Source organism: Streptomyces roseifaciens, assembly GCF_001445655.1.
In the GTDB taxonomy this organism is placed as follows: Bacteria; Actinomycetota; Actinomycetes; order Streptomycetales; family Streptomycetaceae; genus Streptomyces; species Streptomyces aureoversilis.
Genome location: NZ_LNBE01000004.1, coordinates 1,294,497 through 1,313,671, shown reverse-complemented (window position 1 = coordinate 1,313,671; position 19,175 = coordinate 1,294,497). Strand labels below are relative to the sequence as shown.

At 70.2% G+C, this 19,175-nt stretch carries 14 protein-coding genes; 4 read left to right on the top strand and 10 right to left on the bottom strand.

Annotated features, from left to right (window positions below; all coding sequences use genetic code 11):
• Positions 1-64 precede the first annotated feature (64 nt).
• Together AS857_RS22980 and AS857_RS22975 are read left to right on the top strand one after the other, a co-directional pair.
• On the top strand, positions 65-1,018 hold the full coding sequence (locus AS857_RS22980; protein WP_245700433.1) for a RecB family exonuclease: 954 nt from the start codon (positions 65-67) through the stop codon (positions 1,016-1,018).
• Positions 1,019-1,031: 13 nt separating this feature from the next.
• On the top strand, positions 1,032-1,703 hold the full coding sequence (locus AS857_RS22975) for a response regulator (protein ID WP_058045158.1): 672 nt from the start codon (positions 1,032-1,034) through the stop codon (positions 1,701-1,703).
• A gap of 148 nt (positions 1,704-1,851) precedes the next feature.
• Here the strand turns inward: AS857_RS22975 and AS857_RS22970 are convergent, their stop codons facing one another.
• The 9 genes from AS857_RS22970 to AS857_RS22930 all read right to left on the bottom strand — a co-directional run bounded on the left by AS857_RS22970 (position 1,852) and on the right by AS857_RS22930 (position 13,744).
• Positions 1,852-3,441: an ABC transporter substrate-binding protein gene (locus tag AS857_RS22970; protein ID WP_058047002.1), complete on the bottom strand. Its 1,590-nt coding sequence runs from the start codon at positions 3,439-3,441 to the stop codon at positions 1,852-1,854.
• Positions 3,442-3,526: 85 nt separating this feature from the next.
• The gene (locus tag AS857_RS22965) at positions 3,527-5,125 is read right to left on the bottom strand and encodes an ABC transporter substrate-binding protein (protein WP_058045157.1); all 1,599 of its coding nucleotides are present in this window, start codon (positions 5,123-5,125) and stop codon (positions 3,527-3,529) included.
• Between the two features lie 413 nt (positions 5,126-5,538).
• Positions 5,539-6,252, bottom strand: coding sequence for an HAD family hydrolase (locus tag AS857_RS22960; RefSeq protein ID WP_058045156.1), 714 nt, complete (start codon positions 6,250-6,252; stop codon positions 5,539-5,541).
• A 183-nt stretch (positions 6,253-6,435) separates the two neighbouring features.
• Entirely contained in the window at positions 6,436-7,410 is a 975-nt protein-coding gene (locus tag AS857_RS22955; protein WP_058045155.1) for a PAC2 family protein, read from the bottom strand.
• A 115-nt stretch (positions 7,411-7,525) separates the two neighbouring features.
• Positions 7,526-8,590, bottom strand: a complete 1,065-nt coding sequence (locus AS857_RS22950) for a glycoside hydrolase family 18 protein (protein WP_058045154.1) — start codon at positions 8,588-8,590, stop codon at positions 7,526-7,528.
• Positions 8,591-8,716: 126 nt separating this feature from the next.
• Complete coding sequence (locus AS857_RS22945; RefSeq protein WP_058045153.1) at positions 8,717-10,324, bottom strand: glycerol-3-phosphate dehydrogenase/oxidase; 1,608 nt, start codon at positions 10,322-10,324, stop codon at positions 8,717-8,719.
• Positions 10,325-10,326: 2 nt separating this feature from the next.
• Positions 10,327-11,853 (bottom strand): glycerol kinase GlpK, encoded by a 1,527-nt coding sequence (gene glpK / locus AS857_RS22940; protein ID WP_058045152.1) that lies wholly within the window; start codon positions 11,851-11,853, stop codon positions 10,327-10,329.
• Positions 11,854-11,895: 42 nt separating this feature from the next.
• A complete protein-coding gene (locus tag AS857_RS22935; protein ID WP_058045151.1) occupies positions 11,896-12,678 on the bottom strand; it encodes an MIP/aquaporin family protein in 783 nt (260 codons plus the stop codon).
• A 301-nt stretch (positions 12,679-12,979) separates the two neighbouring features.
• Entirely contained in the window at positions 12,980-13,744 is a 765-nt protein-coding gene (locus AS857_RS22930; protein ID WP_058045150.1) for an IclR family transcriptional regulator, read from the bottom strand.
• Between the two features lie 262 nt (positions 13,745-14,006).
• Here AS857_RS22930 and metH point away from each other — a divergent pair, with 262 nt between their 5' ends.
• On the top strand, positions 14,007-17,516 hold the full coding sequence (gene metH / locus AS857_RS22925; protein WP_058045149.1) for a methionine synthase: 3,510 nt from the start codon (positions 14,007-14,009) through the stop codon (positions 17,514-17,516).
• A 109-nt stretch (positions 17,517-17,625) separates the two neighbouring features.
• Complete coding sequence (locus AS857_RS22920; protein ID WP_058045148.1) at positions 17,626-18,096, top strand: nuclear transport factor 2 family protein; 471 nt, start codon at positions 17,626-17,628, stop codon at positions 18,094-18,096.
• Between the two features lie 23 nt (positions 18,097-18,119).
• On the opposite strand, the gene AS857_RS22915 is transcribed toward AS857_RS22920, so the two are convergent.
• Positions 18,120-19,088 carry an NHL repeat-containing protein gene (locus AS857_RS22915; protein WP_058045147.1) on the bottom strand — a complete coding sequence of 323 codons (969 nt, stop codon included), beginning with the start codon at positions 19,086-19,088 and terminating at the stop codon, positions 18,120-18,122.
• Between the last annotated feature and the right edge of the window lie 87 nt (positions 19,089-19,175).

Here is a 19,175-nt window from a genome sequence, read left to right as displayed (position 1 = left end):
CGAAGGGGTCTGTGGTCGATGGTATGACGCCGGCTGTCGGTGGCGGGCCTTAGGGTTTTCTGTCATGGGTATGGACAGTGGGGCCCCTGCGGGGCGGGCCGGAGCCGGCGTGGGGCGCGGGCCTGCGGAGACGGGCACGGGGGCGAGGCGGCCGAAGGCCCTGTCCCCGTCGCGGGCGGGCGATTTCATGCAGTGCCCGCTGCTGTACCGGTTCCGGGTGATCGACAAGCTGCCGGAGAAGCCGAGCGCCGCGGCCACCCGCGGCACCGTGGTGCACGCGGTGCTGGAGCGGCTCTTCGACGCGCCGGCGGCGGAGCGCACGGCGGCGCGGGCCAAGGGCCTGGTGCCGGGCGAGTGGGAGCGGCTGCTGGCCTCCCGCCCCGAGCTCGCCGAGCTCTTCCACGGCGAGGACGGCGCGCACGACCCGCAGCTGCTGGCGAAGTGGCTGGGGGACGCCGAGCGGCTGGTCGAGCGCTGGTTCACGCTCGAGGACCCCACGCGCCTGGAGCCCGCCGAGCGCGAGCTGTACGTGGAGACGGAGCTGGAGTCGGGCCCGCTGCTGCGCGGCTTCATCGACCGGGTGGACGTCGCGCCGACGGGCGACGTGCGCATCGTGGACTACAAGACCGGCAAGGCCCCGGCCCCGCAGTTCCGCTCCGAGGCCCTCTTCCAGATGACGTTCTACGCGCTGGTGCTGTGGAAGCTGCAGGGCAAGGTGCCGCGCCGGCTCCAGCTGGTCTACCTGGGCAGCGGGGACGTCCTCACCTACGACCCGGTGGAGGCGGAGCTGAGGGCGGTCGAGCGCAAGCTGCGGGCCCTGTGGGACGCGATCGTGCTGGCCACGGAGACCGGCGAGTGGCGGCCCCGGCCGACGAAGCTGTGCGGCTGGTGCGATCACCAGGCGGTCTGCCCGGAGTTCGGGGGCACTCCCCCGCCGTATCCGCTGCCCGTCGTGGCGCAGGGGGACGGCCGGGTGCCCGCCCAGGGGACTGCTCAGGGCAGAATGGACCCGGTCTAGCGAAGGAGTTCCTGTGGCGATCCGCGTCCTACTGGTCGACGACCAGCCGCTGCTGCGCACCGGCTTCCGGATGATTCTCGAAGCGGAACAGGACCTCGCGGTGGTGGGCGAGGCGGGGGACGGTCTGCAGGCGCTGGACCAGGTGCGGGCGCTGCAGCCCGACGTGGTCCTGATGGACATCCGGATGCCCCGGATGGACGGCGTCGAGGCGACGCGCCAGATCACCGGCCCGGACCGCAACGGCCCGGCGAAGGTCCTGGTGCTGACCACCTTCGACCTCGACGAGTACGTGGTGGAGGCGCTGCGCGCGGGCGCGAGCGGCTTCCTGCTCAAGGACGCGCCGGCCAATGAGCTGGTCCAGGCGATCCGGGTGGTGGCGGGCGGCGAGGCGATGCTCGCGCCGAGCATCACCCGGCGGCTGCTGGACAAGTACGCGGGTCACCTGCCGTCGGGCGAGGAGCCGCTGCCGGACACGCTGAACACGCTGACCGACCGCGAGGTCGAGGTGCTGAAGCTGGTGGCGCGCGGCCTGTCGAACGCGGAGATCGCGGCAGACCTGTTCGTCAGCGAGACCACGGTGAAGACGCACGTGGGGCACGTCCTGACCAAGCTGGGCCTGCGCGACCGCGTCCAGGCCGCGGTGTACGCGTACGAGAGCGGTCTGGTCCGCCCGGGCGCCCAGTAGCCGCCGCGCCGGTCTCACGTCCCCGGACGTCACGTCCCCGGGCGTCACGTGCCCGGGCGTCACGTGCCCGGCCGTCCGCCGGTCATACGGCAAGTGCCCTCCTCCGGAGCTCCGGAGGAGGGCACTGTGCTGTGGGGACTTCCCCGGGTCAGCCCTTCGAGGCCTTGCTGATCTCCCAGAAGCGGAAGACGGTGGAGGCGTCGAGGGACCACTGGAGACCGGAGACCCGCTCGTTGGCCACGGCGTACTGCTTGCCCTGCCACAGCGGAAGGATCGGCACGTCCTGGGCGACGGTGTTCTGCACCTTGGCGTAGTCGCCGACGGTGGAGGGCCGGCTGCCGTTGGCGGCGGTGGCCAGGATGCGGCTGGTGATCTCCTTGGACTCGTAGTTGTTGGAGAGCACGTTGTCCTCGCCGAAGAACGGCGCGGTGAAGTTGTCGGGGTCCGGGTAGTCGGGAACCCAGCCCTTGACGTAGACGCCGTACCGGCCGGCGGCCACACCCTCCTCGTACTCCTTCAGCGCGACGGACTTCACGTCCGCCTCGAAGAGGCCGCTCTTGTTGAGCTGCTGCGCGATCGCCTGGAACTCCGGGACGGTGCCCGGGCCGTAACGGATCGGCGTGGCGTACAGCGTGAGCTTGACCTTGTCCTTGATGCCCGCGGAGTTCAGGGCGGCGGCGGCCTTGTCGGGCTGCGGCCGGTCCCCGTAGGTGTCGTAGAACGGGGTCTTGTGGCCGGTGATGCCGCTGGGGACGATCGAGTACAGCGGCTCGGCGGTGCGCTTGTAGACGTCGCGGACCAGGGCGCTGCGGTCGACCAGGTAGGCGATGGCCTTGCGCACGCCGACCTTGCCGACCACCGGGTCCTTGGTGTTGAACACCAGGTGCTGGACCTCGGCGCTGGTGCCCTCGACCACCTTGAGGTTGTGCTTGCCGGCGGACGAGTCGATGTCGGCGATGTCCTTCATGGCCAGACCACGGTAGGCGAGGTCGATGTCGCCCTTCTGGACGGCGTCCTTGAGCGCGACCTGCTCGCCGTGGAAGAACTTCATCGTGACGCCGCGGTTCTGGACGACCGCACCACCCTTGTAGTTCTTGTTGACCGAGAACTTGGCCTGCTTCTCGTCGTACGAGTCCAGCTTGTAGACGCCGGAGCCGATCGCCTTGCCGTCGGTGCGGAGCTTGTCCAGGGGGTATTCCTGGTGGTCCACGATCGAGCCGGCACCCGAGGCGATCTTCTGCGGGAAGGTGGCGTCGGAGCGCTTGAGCTCGAAGACGACGTTCATCTTGTCCGGCGTCTTGATGCTCTTGATCGAGGACAGCAGGGACTTGGCGGGACCCTTGTCGTCGTTGATCTTCAGGGTGCGGTTGAAGGAGTGGGCGACGTCCTCGGAGGTGAGGTCGTGGCCGTTGCTGAACTTCAGCCCCTCCTTGAGGGTGCACTGGTAGACGGTGCTGCTCTCGTCCTTGAAGCTGCACTTGTCCGCGGCGTCCGGCTGAGGGATGGTGCTCCCCTTCGGGAAGCTCATCAGCGACTGGAAGACGTTGTTGAACAGCACCCAGGAGCCCGGGTCGTAACCGGATGCCGGGTCGGTGGAAACGACCTCGTCGGACATCCCCATGACCACCGACTCACCGGTGCCGCCGGCGTTGCCGTCTTCCGAACCGCACCCGGTGAGCAGGGCGGCGGCGAGCCCCGCGCCGATCGGGGCGGCAAGCCACTGGTCACGTTTCCTCACGTGCACATTCCTCACAGTTTCCTTGTTCGTCTCTGAACAAATCGTGAACAGGTCGTCGGCAGAACCGGTCTGACGGCTGAGTGCCTCACGCGCCGCGGGCCAGTTCCCACGGCTGCATCTCGGAGGCGGAGTTGAGCGCCCACTCGGCACCGGTGACGTTCCCCCGGGTCGCCACGTACTGCTTGCCCTGCCACAGCGGCAGCACCGGCACCTCCTCGGCGACGATGTCCTGTGCCTGCTGGAAGTACTTCGCGGCGGCCTCGCGCTGGGATGCCTCGCGGGACTCGGGGATCAGCTCGTTGCTGATCTTGCTGTTGCGGTACGGCGAGCGGAGGAAGTTGTCCCGGCCGATGAACGGGGCGACGAAGTTGTCGGGGTCCGGGAAGTCGGGGAACCAGCCCATGCCGTAGGCGGCGTACTTGCCCGCCGCGGCCTCGGGACGGAACTCCGACCACTTCACGCCCTGGAGCTTGACGTTGAACAGCCCGCTGCCGTTCAGCTGCTTCTGCAGGGCCTTGAAGGACTTCTCGGTCGTCTCACCGTAGTGGTCGGTGGTGTAGCTGAGGGTCAGCGGCACCGGGGTGCTCACGTTGCCGGCCCGCAGGATGTTGCGGGCCTTCTCGGCGCTGGGGTCACCGTACTTGTTGGAGAACGAGTTCTGGTGCCCGGTGATGCCCATGGGCACGAGCGAGTACAGCGGGTCGTTCGTGCGGCCGTAGGAGTCGCGGGCCAGCGCCGCGCGGTCGACGACCTGGGCCACGGCCTGGCGGACCGCCTTGTTCTTCACCGACGGGTCGTCGGTGTTGAAGGCGAGGTAGCTGATCTCCTGGCCGGGGGCCTCGAGCAGGCGCACGTCCTTGCCGGCGTCCGTGCGCAGGCGGTTGACCTGCTCGGGCGACAGGGTGCGGTTCATGATGTCGATGTCGCCGGCCATGAGGGCCTTCTCCATCGCGGTGGCGTCGTCGTAGAAGCGCATCTCGACCTTGTCGTTCTGCAGCTGGACGACGCCCTGGTAGTTCTTGTTCTTGTTGAGCACGGCCTTGACGACGCGGCCGTCCTTCTCCTCGGTCTGCAGCGTGTACGGACCGGAGCCGACGACCTTGAAGCCGTTGTCGAGCTTGTTCTTGTCGTAGGACTCGGCGTCGACGATGGCGGCGGCCGGGGTCGCGATCTTCTGCGGGAACGTCGCGTCGGGCGACTTCAGCTGGAAGACGACCTCGAGCTCGCTCGGCGTCTCCACCCGGTCGATGTTGCTGAGCAGCGAGACCGGGCCGTTCTCGAAGTTGATGGCGCGGGCGCGGTCGATGGAGAACTTGACGTCCTCGGCGGTGAGCGCGTGGCCGTTGGAGAACTTCAGGCCGCTGCGCAGGGTGCAGCGGAACTGCTCGCTCTTGCGGTCGCCGAAGGAGCACTTGGAGGCGGCGTCGGCGACGGGGGCGGTGCCGGAGCGGGGCAGCCGCAGAAGTGTCTGGAAAGTGCTGTGGAGAACGTTCCACGCGCCGATGTCGTACGCGGCGGCCGGATCGAAGGGCGCGGGGGCGTCCGTGGTCTCCTCGAACCGGTCGGTGGTGCCGATGACGATGGCGCCGTTGCCCTTGCCGGCTCCGTCGCTCCCGCCACAGGCGACGAGCACGGGGGCCAGCAGGGCTGCCACGGTAGGCAGCACCAACGTCTTGCGGTTCATTGTGTGGGGTTCTCCCTGTGGTGCGTTCGGTTCCCGGGACCCTACCGGCGACCGGTGCGCGGGCCCACGGGCAAGCCGTGAAGTTCTCGCGAAAAGATTAGTGCCGGGGGCCACTGCCGCCGGAACACGGAGAAGTTGACGCGATATCACGCGGTGATAACAAGGGAGGCGATCTGCGATATCCGGACGCCGGAACGATCCACGCACACGATCATCAATCCGGACACAAGGGTGCGCTTCAACCCTCGCGGGGGCGTCACCGGGTGACCGGTCCCGCACGCACCGCCGCCGGATGCGGTGACGAAGGTCACTCGGGCGACTTCCGGCGGGCTGTGGGAATTAGGTCACTGCATTCGTCACGGAAAACACTCGTTCCGACGCCCAGAGTTCCTTGAACTTTCCCCGGGGCACGCTCAGTGCACGGGAGAGTGCATTCCCGTGATCAGCCCCCGGAGAAAACCGAGATCCACTTCCTCGAGGGAGCCCACGACGGTCCGCCCGGCGGCGGGCGGGATGGGGGCCACCGACGGCACCGCCACCACCCGGCAGCCGGCCGCCTCCCCGGCCGTCACCCCGGTCAGGGTGTCCTCCACGACCGCGCACCGGCCCGGCTCCGCCCCGAGCCGGGCGGCCGCCAGCAGATACGGGTCGGGGTGCGGCTTGGTGCGCTCCAGCTCGTCGCCCGCGACGGTCAGGGTGAAGTTCTCCGGGCCCAGCGACAGCAGCACGCGGTCGATGATCTCCCGGTGCGAGGCCGAGACCAGCGCGGTGGGGATCTTGTGCGCGGCGAGCTCGGCGAGGAGTCTGCGGGCGCCCGGCATCAGCGGCACGCCGCGCCCGATCATCTCGGAGAAGCGCCGGTTCAGCAGGACGGACAGCTCCGTCACGGCGATCTTCGCGCCGGTGGCCCGGATGAGGAAGGAGGCGCTGCGCGTCATGGGGCCGCCGACGACGACCTCGCGCCACTCCTCCAGCAGCTGGTGGCCCAGCTCGGCGAAGACGGCGACCTCCACTTCCCACCAGAAGCCCTCGGTGTCGACGAGGGTGCCGTCCATGTCGAGCAGGACCGCCTGCAGAGCCGAACCTGCGGCCGCACGCGGCGGGGCGGCGGGAATGCTGCTGGTCATCCGGGGCACACCTCCTGAGGGGACGAGAAGGCCGGCTCGCGCAGCCCCTCACGGGGTTGTACGAACCGGCCTTCACCGGACCGACAAGTGTACGGCGGACGGTTGCGGACGTCTCTTCGATATCGGGGATTCGTCACTTCGGGGACCCTCCCCCGGGCCCCGTCGGCGCCGCCGGCCGCTGCCTCAGGCCTCGTCCTCGGGCCCCTCGGTCTCCTCCTCGGGCGCCGCCGCCTCGTCCTTGGGCTGCCGCTGCGGGCGCGTGCGCCCGCTGGTGGTGTCGCGCAGGTACGAGCCGTCGCCCTGCTGCGGGTCGCGGCGGCGCAGGTAGCGCTCGAACTCGCGGGCGATGGCCTCGCCGGAGGCCTCCGGCAGGTCCGCCGTGTCGCGCGCCTCCTCCAGGGACTGCACGTACTCCGCGACCTCGCTGTCCTCCGCGGCCAGCTGGTCGACCCCCAGCTGCCAGGCCCGCGCGTCCTCCGGCAGCTCGCCGAGCGGGATGCGCAGGTCGATCAGGTCCTCCAGGCGGTTCAGCAGCGCCAGGGTGGCCTTCGGGTTGGGCGGCTGGGAGACGTAGTGCGGGACGGCCGCCCACAGGCTCACCGCCGGGACGCCGGCGTGGGTGCAGGCCTCCTGGAGGATGCCGACGATCCCGGTCGGGCCCTCGTAGCGGGACTCCTCCAGATCCATGGTCCGTGCGAGGTCCGGATCGGAGGTGACGCCGCTGACCGGAACGGGCCGGGTGTGCGGGGTGTCCCCGAGCAGCGAGCCCAGGACGACCACCAGCTCCACGCCGAGCTCGTGGGCGAAGCCCAGGATCTCGTTGCAGAACGAGCGCCAGCGCATGCTGGGCTCGATGCCGCGCACCAGGACGAGGTCGCGGGGCGCGCCCTTGCCCTCGCCGCCTCCGGTGCGCACGACGGACAGCCTGGTCGTCGGCCACGTGATCTTGCGGACGCCGCCGTCGAGCCAGACCGTGGGGCGGTTGACCTGGAAGTCGTAGTAGTCCTCGGCGTCGAGCGCGCCGAAGACCTCGCCCTTCCACTCCCGGTCCAGGTGCGCGACCGCGCTGGAGGCGGCGTCCCCCGCGTCGTTCCAGCCCTCGAAGGCACAGATCATGACCGGGTCGATCAGCTCGGGTACCCCCTCAAGCTCGATCACCCAGCGCCTCCTTCTCTGCAATCTGTTCTGCAGTGCTTTTGTTGCTGCTCTGTTGTGCGACCACAAGACTACGGCTTCCCCGCTGCCCGGTCGCAGCCCCTGTACGGGCTCTTCCTCAGCCCCTTGCTCCCCAGCCGGTCCGGTAGGCACGCCAGTCGTCCTCGGTGGCCGCGAAGTCGACGTAGAGCGCGAGCCCGAAGCGCTTGCGGTCCCGGTCCTCGCGGGTCAGGCCGAGCCGGGCGCCGCGCACGGCCGCCGCGGCCGTCTCGGCGTGACCGTGGTGGCCCATGTCGTCGGTGTGGTAGAAGGGCAGGCCCATGAGCAGGTCGGTACCGGCCGGCGTGACCTGCAGGGCGAGTTCCGTCTGGCGCGCGACGTAGCCGCCGTAGAGGCTCTCGATCGGCAGCGCGGTGTCGTAGGACATCATCGCGATCTGGTCGGTGCGGCGCGCGACCTGGCCGAAATAGCGCTGGGTCCACCACTTGGGGCTGCCCACGAAGTGCGCCGCGGCGTGCATCGCGGGCACCGGGTCGATCTGCTGGGCCGCGATCGACAGCACTCCCCCGGCGGACCGCACGGCAGGGTGCAGGGCGTCCAGCAGGGTGAGGAAGTCGCGGTCGCCGGTGCGCACGGGCTCGACGTCGAGGTGGACGCCCTCGAAGCCGGCCCGCATGACCTGCCGGGCGCTCTCCACCACGGCGGCCCGCGCGGGCGCCGAGTCCAGGCGCAGGCCGTTGCTGCCCTCGCCCGGGCGCACGAGCTTGTCGCCGAGCCACGCCTGGACGCGGATGCCGGGCAGTTCGCGGTGCAGGGAGTCGACCAGCTTGCGCGAGTTCGCGTACGCGGTGGCGGGCAGGGTGCCGTCGTGCTCCAGCGGGCCCGCGTGGACGTAGAGGTCGCGCATGCCCGTGCCGTCGAGCCGGCGCTTGAGAGCGGCGAGGTCCGCCGGGCCGCGCCGTCCGTCGAGCCAGGCGTGGCCCAGCCACACGGCGTCCCGGCCGCGGGTGACGGCGTCCTCCGCAGGTGATCCGGCGTAGGACGCCCGCAGGGCGCTGCCCGCGGCGACGACGGGCGCCAGCACCACCAGGGCCAGCGCGAGTGCCACGCGTACCAGCGTCTTCCGGCGGGGACGCCACGCGCGCACCCTGGCCGCCAGGGACCGGCCGGCCCGATTCTTCATCTCGTCCCCCTCGTTTTCTGTAGGGACGAGAAAAGCAGCAGGTCAGTTGCGGTGTGGCCGAAAGAGAACGCCTCGGGGGAAGGACGGGCGGCGTCCTTCCCCCGAGGCTGCGGCGCTACGGGCGGGTCAGCCCTTGTCGGCCAGCATGTCCTTCACCCGGGCGCGGACGTTCTCGTCGTCCAGGCCGCGGATGGTCAGGGTCGTGCGGCGACGCAGGACGTCGTCGACGGTCTCGGCCCACTCGTGGTCGCGGGCGTAGACGACCTGGGCCCAGATCTCCGGGCCGTCGGGGTGGATGCGCTCGCCGAGCTCGGGGTTCTCGTTGGCCAGGCGCGCGATGTCGAAGGACAGCGAGCCGTAGTGCGAGGCGAGGTGGCGGGCGGTCAGCGGGTCCATGCGGGCGCCGGGCTCGCGGTCGACGAGCAGGCGGTGGGCGACCGCGTTGGGGTTCGCGACACCGGGCAGCGGGGTGCGGCGGACCAGGCTGGAGATGGGCTCCATGTCCTCGGTCAGCGGGCTGCCGGGCACCTGGGCGAGCTTCTTCATGACCGTACGGCCGATGTGGCGGTAGGTGGTCCACTTGCCGCCGGCGACGGACAGCATGCCGCCCTTGCCCTCGGAGACGACCGTCTCGCGCTTGGCCTGGGAGACGTCGCCCGGGCCGCCGGGCAGCACGCGCAGACCGGCGAAGGCGTACGTCATCAGGTCGCGGTCGAGGTCCGCGTCCTGGATGGAGAACGCCGCCTCGTCGAGGATCTGCTGGATGTCCTCCTCCGTGGCGCGCACGTCCGCCGGGTCACCCTCGTACTGGGTGTCGGTGGTGCCCAGCAGCAGCTGGTCCTCCCACGGCAGGGCGAAGGTGATGCGGTACTTGTCGATCGGGGTGGCCATGGCGGCCTTCCACGGCGACTTGCGCTTCATCACGATGTGCGCGCCCTTGGAGAGGCGGATCGACGGCGCGGCGCCCTTGTCTTCCAGCTTCCGCAGGTGGTCCACCCACGGGCCGGTGGCGTTGAGGACGACGCGCGCGTCGATGCCGAACTCCGAACCGTCCATGCGGTCCTTGAGCTCCGCGCCGGTGACCTTGCCGTGCGTGAAGCGCAGGCCGGTCACCTCGGCGTGGTTGAGGACGACGGCACCGGACTCGACCGCCGCGCGGACCGTCATGACGGCCACGCGGGAGTCGTTCATCTGGTGGTCGTAGTAGACCGCGACGGCCTTCAGGTTGTCCGTGCGCAGACCGGGGTTGTCGGCCTTGGCCTTGGCCGGGGAGATCACCTTGCCGACGCCGTCGCCGAAGGCGGACAGCGCCGAGTAGGCGAAGACACCGGCGCCGAGCTTGGCCGCGCCGACCGGGCCGCCCTTGTACACGGGCAGGTAGAAGGTGAGCGGGTTGACCAGGTGCGGGGCCACGTCCTTGGCCAGCACCCGGCGCTCGTGGTGGTTCTCCGCGACCAGCTTGACCGCGCCGGTCTGCAGGTAGCGCAGACCGCCGTGGACGAGCTTGGAGGAGGCGGAGGAGGTGGCGCCGGCGAAGTCGCCGGCGTCCACCATCGCGACCCGCAGACCGGACTGCGCAGCGTGCCAGGCCACCGAAGTGCCCAGGATGCCGCCACCGATCACCAGGAGGTCGTACGTCGCCTTGGACAGCCGTTCCCGGGTCTCGGCGCGGCCCGGGTTGGCGCCGGCAGCCGGGTGCGTTCCCAGGGTCGGAACGCTCTGCGGGGTTGTCATGATTACTCCTCGTCCTCGATCCAGCCCATGGTCCGCTCGACGGCCTTGAGCCAGTTCTTGTACTCGCGGTCACGCGTGTCCGCGTCCATGCGGGGGGTCCACTCGGCGGCCCGGCGCCAGTTGGCGCGCAGCGCGTCGGTGTCCGGCCAGAAGCCGACGGCGAGGCCGGCGGCGTAGGCAGCGCCGAGGCAGGTGGTCTCGGCGACCATCGGGCGCACGACGGGTGCGTCCAGGAAGTCCGAGAGCGTCTGCATCAGCAAGTTGTTGGAGGTCATGCCGCCGTCGACCTTGAGTGCGGTCAGCTCGACGCCCGAGTCCTTGGTCATGGCGTCGGTGATCTCGCGGGTCTGCCAGGCGGTGGCCTCGAGCACGGCGCGGGCGATGTGCGCCTTGGTGACGTAGCGGGTCAGGCCCGCGATGACACCGCGCGCGTCGGAGCGCCAGTAGGGGGCGAACAGGCCGGAGAAGGCCGGCACGAAGTAGGCGCCGCCGTTGTCCTCGACGGAGCTGGCGAGCGTCTCGATCTCGGCCGCGCTCTTGATCAGGCCCATCTGGTCGCGCATCCACTGCACGAGGGAGCCGGTGACGGCGATGGAGCCCTCGAGGGCGTAGACCGGCTTCTGGTCGCCGATGCGGTAGCCGACGGTGGTCAGCAGGCCGTTGTAGGAGTTGACGGGCTCGTCGCCGGTGTTCATCAGCATGAACGTGCCGGTGCCGTAGGTCGACTTGGCCTCGCCCTCGGAGAAGCAGGTCTGGCCGAAGAGGGCCGCCTGCTGGTCGCCGAGCGCGGAGGCGACGGGCACGCCGGCGAGGGCGCCGCCCTTGGCGGTGCCGTAGACCTCGGCGGAGGAGCGGATCTCCGGCAGCAGGGCGGCCGGGATCTCCATCGACTCCAGGATGCGGTCGTCCCAGTCGAGGCTGCGGAGGTTCATCAGCATCGTGCGGGAGGCGTTGGTGACGTCGGTGACGTGAACGCCGCCGTCGGTGCCACCGGTGAGGTTCCAGATGACCCAGGAGTCCATGGTGCCGAAGAGGATGTCGCCGGCCTCGGCGCGCTCGCGCAGGCCCTCGACGTTGTCCAGCAGCCAGCGGACCTTCGGGCCGGAGAAGTACGAGGCCAGCGGCAGGCCCGTCTCACGGCGGAAGCGGTCCTGGCCGACGTTGCGGCCGAGCTCCTTGCACAGGGCGTCGGTGCGGGTGTCCTGCCAGACGATGGCGTTGTAGACCGGCTCGCCCGTGTTCTTGTCCCACAGCAGCGTGGTCTCGCGCTGGTTGGTGATGCCGATGGCCTTGACGTCGGCGGCGGTGATGCCCGCCTTCTCGACGGCGCCGGCGACGACTTCCTGGACGTTGGTCCAGATCTCCGTAGCGTCGTGCTCGACCCAGCCCGGCTTCGGGAAGATCTGCTCGTGCTCCTTCTGGTCGACGGAGACGATGCGTCCGTCGCGGTCGAAGACGATGCAGCGGGAGGAGGTGGTGCCCTGGTCGATCGCCGCGATGAACGGGCCCTGGCTGTGCGCGTCGGTCATGGTGTCTCTAGCTCCTGAAGGTCTGAAGGTCTCGGCGGGGGATCAGAACGCGATCTTGTGGATGCCTGCGGCCAGGGCGGCGCCGATGAGCGGGCCGACCACCGGGACCCAGGCGTAGCCCCAGTCTGAACCGCCCTTGTTGGGCAGCGGCAGCAGCGCGTGCACGATGCGCGGGCCGAGGTCACGGGCGGGGTTGATGGCGTAACCGGTCGGGCCGCCGAGCGAGAGGCCGATGCCGACGACGACGAGGGCGACCATCAGGGTGCCCGTGCCGCTCGTGGCCAGGCCCTTGGTGAGACCCATGGTGAGGATGAAGAGCACCAGCGCGGCGGTGCCGATGATCTCGGTGACGAGGTTCTGCACCGCGTTGCGGATCTCGGGGCCGGTGGAGAAGATGCCGAGCACCGGGCCGGCCTGCGGCGTCGCGGTCTGGTCGACCATGCCCTCGGCGGGGTTGAGGCTCGCGACGAGCTCCGGGTCCGTCAGGTGGGCCTTGAACTGGCCGTAGTAGGCGAACCAGACCAGCGTCGCACCGATCATGGCGCCGAGCAGCTGGGAACCGATGTAGAGCGGAACGTCCTTCCACTCGGTCGCACCGTCGATGGCGAGGCCGAGCGTGACGGCCGGGTTGAGGTGCGCGCCGGACTTGGTGCCGATGTACGCACCGGCCAGCACGGCGAAGCCCCAGCCGAACGTGATGGCGAGCCAGCCCGCGTTCTGTGCCTTCGAACGCTTCAGGGTGACGGCGGCGCACACGCCGCCGCCGAGCAGGATCAACACTGCGGTACCGATGAGCTCACCGGTGAAGATGTCGGAGCTGGACACCCGCGACTCCTTTGTCCTTCGTCCAGGGGAAGGCGAACCCCGGGTCCCTCCGGTGGTCCGCAGCTCTCCGATGGAGAGCTTCGATCGGCCCGCGGCAGTGTCCACCATAGCGAATATTGTCGTTAGGTGTTCGACAATGCCGACCGATGAACGGCAGTTTTCTGCACGGTTAAGGGCCCGTCAAGAGCCCTGTGACCGAAAACTCTCCGCCGGAGTGGCTGAAAACCGCCGCTGCGGACACTCGGGGTTACCGACCGGTAGTACCCGGTAGTCACCACCGGGCACACCAAAGGGCCGGACGTCAGAAGCGGCCGGCGCCCAGGTCGCGGGAGACGGCTCGCGCGCAGTCCCGGACGGCGGCGACCAGCTGCCCCCGCAGCTCCCCGTCGTCGCAGACCCGCTCCACCGCACCGGTGATGCCGACGGCGCCCACCGGCATCCGGTGCCGGTCGTGGATGGGGGCGGCGACGGAGGCCACGCCCTCCCAGGTCTCCTCGACGTCCGCGGCCCAGCCGCGGGCACGGGTCAGGTCCAGCACGCCCTCCAGGTCGGGCAGGGCGGTGACGGTCTGCACGGTGAACGCCTCGCGCTCGGCCTCCAGCAGCTGGCTGTGCGCCACGGGGTCGTAGGCGCAGAGCACCTTCCCCAGGGCCGTGCTGTGCAGCGGCTGCATCGCGCCGACCTCCAGCACTTGACGGCTGTCGTCCGGCCGGAAGACGTGGTGGACGATCAGCACGCCCTGCTGGTGCAGGACGCCCAGGTAGACGCTCTCCCCGCTGGAGCGGGCCAGGTCGTCCGCCCACAGCAGGGCGCGGGCGCGCAGCTCGTGCACGTCCAGGTAGCTGTTGCCCAGCCGCAGCAGCTCCGCGCCGAGCTGGTAGCGCCCCGACGCGGGGTCCTGCTCGACGAAGCCCTCCTGCTGCAGGGTGCGCAGAATGCCGTGTGCCGTGCCCTTGGCCAGCCCGAGTGCGGAGGCCACATCGGACAGACCCAGCCGTCGTTCGCCCCCCGCGAGCAGCCGTAGCATCGCTGCCGCCCGTTCGAGCGACTGGATGGTCCGTGCCATCGCTCAACCTCCTCCGAAATGCCCGTTCGGCATTGCTGAACACTATCGGCCGATGCCGACCGGGAGATAGCTGACCGGCGGCGGAACCATGATCGCCGAGAGGCTCCGGCCGCTGCGCCCCGCCCCGTCGACCGCGTATCCATCGCGTATCCGAGGTGTGGGACACCCGCCCGAATTCCGCTTCCGGCGGTTACGCTGACGGCGTGCGTCTTCTTCCGGAGGACGCAAAGCCGACAGCCGTCGCAACCCCGGGAGCACTTCCATGGCCTCGTTCACGCCATCGACCGCAAGCACCGCCCGAGCCTCCGAACTGCGGGAGGCGCTCGCCTCCCGGGTCGTGGTGGCCGACGGAGCCATGGGCACGATGCTCCAGGCGCAGGACCCCAGCATGGAGGACTTCGAGCAGCTGGAGGGCTGCAACGAGGTCCTGAACGTGACCCGCCCCGACATCGTCCGCTCCGTCCACGAGGCCTACTTCTCCGTCGGCGTGGACTGCGTGGAGACCAACACCTTCGGCGCGAACCTGGCGGCACTGGGCGAGTACGACATCCCCCAGCGGGTCTTCGAGCTCTCCGAGGCGGGCGCCCGCATCGCCCGCGAGACCGCCGACGACTTCACCGCCCGAGACGGCCGCACGCGCTGGGTCCTGGGCTCGGTCGGCCCCGGCACGAAGCTGCCGACGCTCGGCCACGCCCCCTACACCGCCCTGCGCGACGCCTACCAGCAGAACGTCGAAGGCCTCGTCACGGGCGGAGCCGACGCGGTCCTGGTGGAGACCACCCAGGACCTGCTCCAGACCAAGGCCTCGGTCATCGGCGCCCGCCGCGCCCTGGAGGCCCTGGGCGCCGACCTGCCGCTCCTCGTCCAGGTCACGGTGGAGACCACCGGCACGATGCTCCTCGGCTCGGAGATCGGGGCCGCCCTGACGGCCCTGGAGCCGCTGGGCATCGACATGATCGGCCTCAACTGCGCAACCGGCCCGGCCGAGATGAGCGAGCACCTGCGCTACCTCTCCCGGCACGCCCGTACGCGCGTCTCCGCCATGCCCAACGCCGGCCTCCCCGTCCTGGGCAAGGACGGCGCGCACTACCCGCTGACCCCCGCCGAGCTGGCGGACGCCCACGAGACCTTCGTACGCGAGTACGGGCTCTCGCTGGTCGGCGGCTGCTGCGGCACGACCCCCGAGCACCTGCGGCAGGTCGTCGAGCGCGTCCGCGACATGCGGCCCACCGAGCGGCAGCCGCGCCCCGAGCCGGGCGCCGCGTCCCTCTACCAGACCGTCCCGTTCCGCCAGGACACCTCCTACCTCGCGATCGGCGAGCGGACGAACGCCAACGGTTCGAAGAAGTTCCGCGAGGCCATGCTGGAGGGCCGCTGGGACGACTGCGTGGAGATGGCCCGCGACCAGATCCGCGAAGGCGCCCACCTGCTGGACCTGTGCGTCGACTACGTGGGCCGTGACGGCGTCGCCGACATGGCCGAGATCGCCGGCCGCTTCGCCACCGCCTCCACCCTCCCCATCGTCCTCGACTCCACCGAACCGGCCGTCATCCAGGCCGGCCTGGAGAAGCTCGGCGGCCGCGCCGTGATCAACTCCGTCAACTACGAGGACGGCGACGGCCCCGACTCCCGCTTCGCCAGGATCACCCGCCTGGCGGTCGAGCACGGCGCCGCCCTGATCGCGCTCACCATCGACGAGGAGGGCCAGGCCCGCACCGTCGAGAAGAAGGTCGAGATCGCCGAACGGCTGATCGACGACCTCACGGGCAACTGGGGGGTCCAGGAGTCGGACATCCTCATCGACTGCCTCACCTTCACCATCTGCACCGGCCAGGAGGAGTCCCGCAAGGACGGCATCGCCACCATCGAGGCGATCCGCGAGCTCAAGCGCCGCCACCCCGACGTGCAGACCACGCTCGGCCTGTCCAACATCTCCTTCGGCCTCAACCCGGCCGCTCGTCTCGTGCTGAACTCGGTCTTCCTGGACGAGTGCGTGAAGGCCGGCCTCGACTCGGCCATCGTCCACGCCTCCAAGATCCTCCCGATCGCCCGCCTGGAGCAGGAGCAGGTCCAGGCCGCCCACGACCTGATCTTCGACCGGCGCCGCGAGGGCTACGACCCCCTGCAGCACCTGCTGGAGCTCTTCGAGGGCGTCGACACCAAGTCGATGAAGGCAGGAAAAGCCGAGGAGCTCCTCGCCCTGCCGCTCGACGAGCGGCTCCAGCGCCGCATCATCGACGGGGAGAAGAACGGTCTCGAAGCGGACCTGGACGAGGCGCTGGCGGGGCGTCCGGCGTTGGAGATCGTCAATGACACGTTGCTGGAGGGCATGAAGGTCGTCGGTGAGTTGTTCGGGTCGGGGCAGATGCAGTTGCCGTTCGTGCTGCAGTCGGCCGAGGTGATGAAGACGGCGGTGGCGTATCTGGAGCCGCACATGGAGAAGTCGGATGCGGAGGGCAAGGGCACGATCGTGCTGGCCACGGTCCGTGGTGACGTCCATGACATCGGGAAGAACCTGGTCGACATCATCTTGTCCAACAACGGCTACAACGTCGTGAACCTGGGGATCAAGCAGCCGGTCTCGGCGATCCTGGAGGCGGCCGAGGAGCATCGTGCCGATGTGATCGGGATGTCGGGGCTGCTGGTGAAGTCCACGGTGATCATGAAGGAGAACCTGGAGGAGCTCAACCAGCGCAAGCTCGCCGCGCAGTATCCCGTGATCCTCGGTGGCGCCGCCCTGACCCGGGCATACGTCGAGCAGGATCTGCACGAGATCTACGAGGGTGAAGTCCGCTACGCGCGTGATGCTTTCGAGGGTCTGCGGCTGATGGACGCTTTGATCGCGGTGAAGCGGGGTGTGCCGGGTGCGGTGCTGCCGGAGCTGAAGCAGCGGCGGGTGGCGAAGCGTGCGGCGGCGGCCGTGCTGGAGGTGGAGGAGCCGGAGGGTTCCGGCCGCTCGGACGTCGCGATCGACAACCGGGTGCCGGAGCCGCCGTTCTGGGGCACGCGGGTGATCAAGGGGATCGGGCTGAAGGACTACGCGTCCTGGCTCGACGAAGGCGCCCTCTTCAAGGGCCAGTGGGGCCTGAAGCAGGCCCGCGCAGGCGGCCCCACCTACGAAGAACTCGTCGAGACCGAAGGCCGCCCCCGCCTGCGCGGCTGGCTGGAGAAACTCCACACGGAGAACCTGCTGGAAGCGGCCGTGGTGTACGGCTACTTCCCGTGCGTGAGCAAGGGCGACGACCTGATCCTGATGGACGAGGACGGCACCGAGCGGACGCGTTTCACCTTCCCGCGGCAGCGGCGCGGGCGGCGGCTGTGCCTGGCGGACTACTTCCGGCCCGAGGAGTCGGGCGAGAAGGACGTCGTGGGCCTGCAGGTCGTCACCGTCGGCTCCCGTATCGGCGAGGCCACGGCCGAGCTGTTCGCCGCCGACGCCTACCGCGACTACCTCGAACTCCACGGCCTGTCCGTCCAGCTCGCCGAAGCCCTCGCCGAGTACTGGCACGCCCGCGTCCGCGCCGAACTCGGCTTCGCCGGCGAAGACCCCCAAGACGTAGAGGACATGTTCGCCCTCAAATACCGCGGCGCCCGCTTCTCCCTCGGCTACGGAGCCTGCCCCAACCTCGAAGACCGGGCAAAGATCGCCGACCTCCTGCAGCCCGAGCGGATCGGCGTCCACCTCTCCGAGGAATTCCAGCTCCACCCCGAACAGTCCACCGACGCCATCGTCATCCACCACCCGGAGGCGAAGTACTTCAACGCCCGCTGAGCGCAGGCAGCAGGTCGAGGGAACGGGCACGCACCGCACGACGGTGCGTGCCCGTCACTTTTTCCACCGGACTTGACCTCAAGTTTGCTTGAGGGCAGAAGCTTTGGCCATGGACCTGAACCAGATGCACGAACAGCTCCGCGCCCTCACCGACCGCGCCGCCGTCGAACGCCTCGTCACCCGCTACCTCCGCTCGCTCGACGAGGGGCCGTTCGACACCACGTGGGCCCGTACCTTCTTCACCGACGACGCATGGAGCGAGACGCCCGTAGGCGTGTACGAGGGGATCGACGCCCAGCTGTCGTCGACCGGCGGGGCCATGGCGCTCTTCGAGCGGACGGTGCACTTCGGGACGGACCTCGACGTCGAGCTGGACGGCGACCGCGCCACTCTGCGCTGGAACCAGCTGAGCACCCACGTCCTGAAGGAGGACGGCGAGGCACAAGGGGAACGCCTCTTCGTGTCCGGCGGGCACTGCGAGGCCGAGGCCGTCAGGAGCGCCGACGGCGGCTGGCGCTTCCGGCGGCTGGCGCTGCGCATCGCCTGGACGCAGGGCCGGCCGCCGGTGCTGCCCGTCTGAGGGGCGCGCAGGGGCCCACGTCCTCAGTGCACCTGCCGCACCGCCACCACGTTGTAGTCCGTCGTCGGCGTCGGCGGCTCCGTGAAGCGGGAGTTGGGCAGGTAGAGGCGGTTGCCGTACGAGGCGACCGTCGTCGGGATCCGGAAGCGCGGGTCCGTGATCCGGGTGACCGCCGTGCCGCGCAGGCCCGTGGCGTCCATGTGGAAGACGTCCACGGCGTTCTGGATCTGCTGGACGACATAGAGCGTGCGGCCGAGCAGCAGGGCGCCGTCCCCGTCGGGGAGCTTCGCCCCGCCGAGGTCGACGCGGCGCGCGTCGCCGCTGCGGGGGTCGACGCGGTAGAGGCTCCCGCCGTCCGCGTAGACGTTGATGACCAGCAGCCCGCGGCCGTCGGGGGTGCGCTCCAGCCCGTTGGTGGTGAAGCCCTCGGCGGGGGCCTCCGCCCACTCGCCCTTCAGCCGCAGGGTCACCACGTCGCGCGGGGCCGGCAGCTCGCCGTGCGGGCCGAGCGGCAGGCCGTAGAGCTGGGACTGGGTCGAGTCGGTGAACCAGGCGGCGCCGGGCGTGAGCACGACGTCGTTGATCACGGTGGCGGGCCTGCCGACCTCGTAGGAGGCGAGGATCCGCCCGCTGCGGCCGTCGACGACGCGCAGCTGGCGCGAGGCCCCGCCCGCGATGAAGACCCGGCCGAGCCGGTCGGTCTTGAGACCGATGGACATGGCGTCCGTCCCGGTGGGGACGACCTCGCCGCGGCCCGTCGCCAGGCTCGCGCGGTAGAGCGAGCCCCCGCCGAGCGAGCCGAACCAGGCGTACGGGCCCGGGCCGGTCGCGATGCCCTCGGGCCGGAATCCGTCCGGGAGGGGGAACTCGGTGGGCCACAGGCCTCCGGCCGGCTCCGCGCGGGCCGCCGTGGCCAGGGGACCGGCGGCAGCCAGCGTCCCCAGCGCCGCACCGGCGCCCAGGAGTCTTCGGCGGGAGATGGGAGCTGCCATGGCGGTCGTCCTTCCGACGGGACCCGGAGGCCGGCTGATCGGCCGACCGGCTCACGGAAGCACAGCCCGCGGCGCCCCACGCCGCAC

What these genes read in the sequence shown, in the direction of transcription:
- AS857_RS22980 (WP_245700433.1), top strand. Translation starts at nt 65, where the DNA reads ATGGGTATGGACAGTGGGGCCCCTGCGGGGCGGGCCGGAGCCGGCGTG.
- AS857_RS22965 (WP_058045157.1), bottom strand. Translation starts at nt 5,125, where the DNA reads ATGAACCGCAAGACGTTGGTGCTGCCTACCGTGGCAGCCCTGCTGGCC.
- AS857_RS22960 (WP_058045156.1), bottom strand. Translation starts at nt 6,252, where the DNA reads ATGACCAGCAGCATTCCCGCCGCCCCGCCGCGTGCGGCCGCAGGTTCG.
- AS857_RS22950 (WP_058045154.1), bottom strand. Translation starts at nt 8,590, where the DNA reads ATGAAGAATCGGGCCGGCCGGTCCCTGGCGGCCAGGGTGCGCGCGTGG.
- AS857_RS22945 (WP_058045153.1), bottom strand. Translation starts at nt 10,324, where the DNA reads ATGACAACCCCGCAGAGCGTTCCGACCCTGGGAACGCACCCGGCTGCC.
- glpK (WP_058045152.1), bottom strand. Translation starts at nt 11,853, where the DNA reads ATGACCGACGCGCACAGCCAGGGCCCGTTCATCGCGGCGATCGACCAG.
- AS857_RS22930 (WP_058045150.1), bottom strand. Translation starts at nt 13,744, where the DNA reads ATGGCACGGACCATCCAGTCGCTCGAACGGGCGGCAGCGATGCTACGG.
- metH (WP_058045149.1), top strand. Translation starts at nt 14,007, where the DNA reads ATGGCCTCGTTCACGCCATCGACCGCAAGCACCGCCCGAGCCTCCGAA.
- AS857_RS22920 (WP_058045148.1), top strand. Translation starts at nt 17,626, where the DNA reads ATGGACCTGAACCAGATGCACGAACAGCTCCGCGCCCTCACCGACCGC.
- AS857_RS22915 (WP_058045147.1), bottom strand. Translation starts at nt 19,088, where the DNA reads ATGGCAGCTCCCATCTCCCGCCGAAGACTCCTGGGCGCCGGTGCGGCG.